This is a genomic window from Kaarinaea lacus, assembly GCF_975902315.1.
In genome coordinates this window covers 1-3540 of sequence record NZ_CDLKIE010000519.1, presented here as the reverse complement: position 1 = coordinate 3540, position 3540 = coordinate 1, and the positions used below count along the sequence as shown (strand labels likewise).

3 protein-coding genes are annotated in these 3540 nt (G+C 46.0%); 2 read left to right on the top strand and 1 reads right to left on the bottom strand.

Annotated elements, in window-relative coordinates:
- On the bottom strand, positions 1-516 hold a 516-nt coding region (locus tag ACWVCM_RS16160), incomplete at its 3' end, for a cytochrome C assembly family protein (RefSeq protein WP_455202801.1).
- A gap of 630 nt (positions 517-1146) precedes the next feature.
- Here ACWVCM_RS16160 and ACWVCM_RS16155 point away from each other — a divergent pair.
- Both ACWVCM_RS16155 and ffh read left to right on the top strand, forming a co-directional pair.
- A complete protein-coding gene (locus tag ACWVCM_RS16155; RefSeq protein ID WP_455202800.1) occupies positions 1147-1911 on the top strand; it encodes a 3',5'-cyclic-nucleotide phosphodiesterase in 765 nt (254 codons plus the stop codon).
- Positions 1912-2029: 118 nt separating this feature from the next.
- The gene (ffh, locus tag ACWVCM_RS16150; RefSeq protein WP_455202799.1) at positions 2030-3388 is read left to right on the top strand and encodes a signal recognition particle protein; all 1359 of its coding nucleotides are present in this window, start codon (positions 2030-2032) and stop codon (positions 3386-3388) included.
- Positions 3389-3540: the final 152 nt, after the last annotated feature.

Below are 3540 nucleotides of genomic sequence, written 5' to 3'. Positions count from 1 at the left end.
TATAAATCCGCCGGGTTTGCGGTTGCGCAGATGTTTATCCTGAATAGATAGCACGACGGCATGTACAGCGGCAATGGTTAACAGGGCGTATGCCATAATTGACATCAGGATATGGATTTTCAACTCCATGGCCTGGGCGGGCATTAATGTATGCTCGGCAGTAAACAGCATGCTGAATAAAATGGATAAGCCTGCCAGCGGTAATAATAGTATGCCCAGATTCTCGACGGGATTGGCGATGGCTCCTAGCATGATGGTCAGCGCAATTAGCCAGAGAATCAAGGAACCAGCGTTAAAGAATCCCATATCCAGACCATCGGCAACAAAAAGTGTGTTGTACAAAACTATCGCGTGCAGAATTACTGCAAAGAGACCTAGTACCAACAAACCATTCTTTTTATAAAGCAATGAATCAGGCTGGGTTTCTTTTCGGCCAAACAGGCGGATTGCTAATAGAATACCAGTCAGTAAATACAGCGCGATGGTAGCCGAGCTAATAACGGTGGTTGAAATCATATTTAGAGTTTGTGTTTCCCAGTAAGTCTATTTGCGGTCGTGTAGGGGACATAATGCGCGAATTATGCGATTACTATATGCCAGTGGATTGTTGAACAAATTTGTTTTGATGGTTTTTCGGTCATTCCTGATATCCACATATGGTAAAGTCTTTCTACTTTTATTTAATAAAAAAATGAACGATCAACAATGCTGTTCAGATTCGACGGATTTTTTTAAATTCAGAATTCCGCGCGTATTATTCTACGTCTAAAAAAATAGCAATTTTAAGTAAATGAATTACAATAAAATTATGTACAAAATCAGTTAATAATGAAAGCATATATTTTGCTGGATATCGGCACGATTTGCGCAAGCCTGAATATAAGCGATCATCATTCCCAAGCACGATAAACATTGATTGAATACTTAATAAATCGATGAGGGTTGCTTAATAAGCATACAAATTCCAGCTGTTTTGCGTTACAAAATGGGAATATTGCATGAATTGGCAAAGTGATTCATCAATTTGACCCAAAAAAATAAAGAAATTGGTGCCGTGGCCGTAGTCAGTACGAAATAAGCGGTAAAAATTTTCCTCAATAAATAATGAAGAACAGGGTGTAAAAGGCATTACCCTCTTGGTGAGAGATGAACTTACGCGTTTTAGGATGCAGCGGCGGTATTGGAGCTGATTTAAGGACAACTTCGTTATTGATCGACGACGATATTCTTATCGACGCCGGTAGCGGCGTGGGCGATCTCACATTGGAAGAGTTGGAGAAAATTAAACACATTTTCCTGACTCACACGCATATGGATCACTTCACTTTTTTACCCTTGATGGTCGATAGTATTTTCAGCAGCATCACGGAACCAGTTATTGTTCACGGCCAGCCTAAAACAATCGAAGCCCTGAAAACACATATCTTTAACTGGACCATCTGGCCAGATTTTTCCAAATTACCGACTGAAGAAAATCCTGTCATGGCATTTGAGACCATGGCACCCGGCACTACCATGCAAATGGGTGACCGCACCATTGAAATGATAGAAGTGAACCATATTGTTCCCGGCGTGGGTTATCGCGTGGAATGCGCAACGGGTTGTTTTGCATTTACGGGTGATACCACCAATCATGATAATTTTTGGGAAGTACTGAATCGCTACGAAAAGCTGGATTTATTAATTTGCGAAGTGGCGTTTCCCAATGTACTCGAGGACCTGGCCAAGCGTGCAGGGCATTATTCCCCTGAATTATTGGCTCTGGACCTGGTCAAACTGCGTCATCAACCGGACATCTATATCTCACATACCAAACCTGGCAAGGAAGATACCATTGTGGACGAATGCCGGGTTGCGATTCCTGATCGAAATATCCATCGCTTGAACGGTGGAAAGCAATTCACGCTATAATACCCCCGCACCAGATTTGTCTGGAATTAGCCGTATATTGCCGATGGCGGAAATGTGCCTCCGTCTTTGGGTAAGTTTATAATTAATCAATTTAGTTATCAGTAGGTTAGATAATCACATGTTTGAAAATTTAACGGATCGTCTTTCGCAGACCATCAAACAGGTACGAGGCCAGGCTCGGCTCACGGAAGACAATATCAAAGATACCCTGCGTGAAGTCCGCAAAGCGTTACTGGAAGCGGATGTTGCCTTGCCCGTGGTACGTGCATTCGTGGATCAGGTGAAAGAACGTGCCCTGGGGGAAGATGTCACCAAGAGCCTCACTCCGGGGCAGGCCTTCATCAAGATTGTTCAGGCAGAACTGGAAAGCCTGATGGGGCAGGCCAATGAAGAACTGGATTTGAATGTTCGACCACCGGCCGTGGTACTCATGGCTGGATTACAGGGTTCTGGTAAAACCACCAGTGTCGCGAAACTTTCCCGTTGGTTGATTGAGCAGAAGAAAAAATCGGTCATGGTGGTGAGCGCCGACGTCTACCGGCCCGCGGCCATTGACCAGCTGAAAACCCTGGCGTCGGAAGTTGGCGCCAACTTTTTTCCCAGTGATCCCAGTCAGGATCCGGTGGATATTGCCAACAACGCCATCGATTCCGCCCGCAAACAAGCTCAGGACGTACTTATAGTTGATACTGCAGGCCGCTTACATATTGATGATGAAATGATGCAGGAAATAAAACGCCTGCATGGCGCAGTCGCTCCCGTAGAAACCCTGTTCGTAGTGGATAGTATGACTGGCCAGGATGCGGCCAATACTGCCAAGGCATTCAACGATGCCTTGCCGCTCACCGGTGTGATTCTCACCAAGACTGACGGTGATGCCCGGGGTGGGGCGGCGTTATCCATTCGACACATCACCGGAAAGCCCATCAAATTTCTGGGAATTGGCGAGAAAACCACCGCACTTGAACCGTTTCATCCCGACCGGATGGCTTCGCGTATTCTCGGCATGGGTGACGTGCTGAGTCTCATCGAAGAGGTGGAACAGAAGGTGGACCGCCAGGAAGCGGAACGCCTGGCGAAAAAAGTATCCAAAGGCAAAGGCTTTAACCTGGAAGATTTTCAGTCTCAGCTCAAACAAATGCAGAACATGGGTGGACTGGCCGGGTTAATGGATAAAATGCCGGGTATGTCCGGCATGACCCAGGCCATGAAAAACCAGGTGGATGACAAGCAAATCAAGCGCCTGGAGGCCATCATCAATTCCATGACCCCCCATGAGCGGCGTTTTCCCAAGGTAATCAATGGCTCGCGAAAAAAGCGCATTGCGGCTGGGTCAGGTACACAAATTCAGGATGTGAACCGGATGCTCAAGCAATTTACCCAGATGCAGAAAATGATGAAAAAGATGTCCAAGGGCGGCATGAAGAAGATGATGCGCGGCATGAAAGGCCGTATGCCCCCCGGAATGCCCTTCTAAGCGTTGATTTTGCGTTGTTTCCGTGGCGCGCCTGGACTGAACTTCGCCTATCTGGGGGATATTTGGGTAAAAATTAGCAACAAACGCCGTGCAGATGTGGTCAGATAACTGTTTCAATTTTAGGTAAATTTACATACAATACGCGCTCTTTT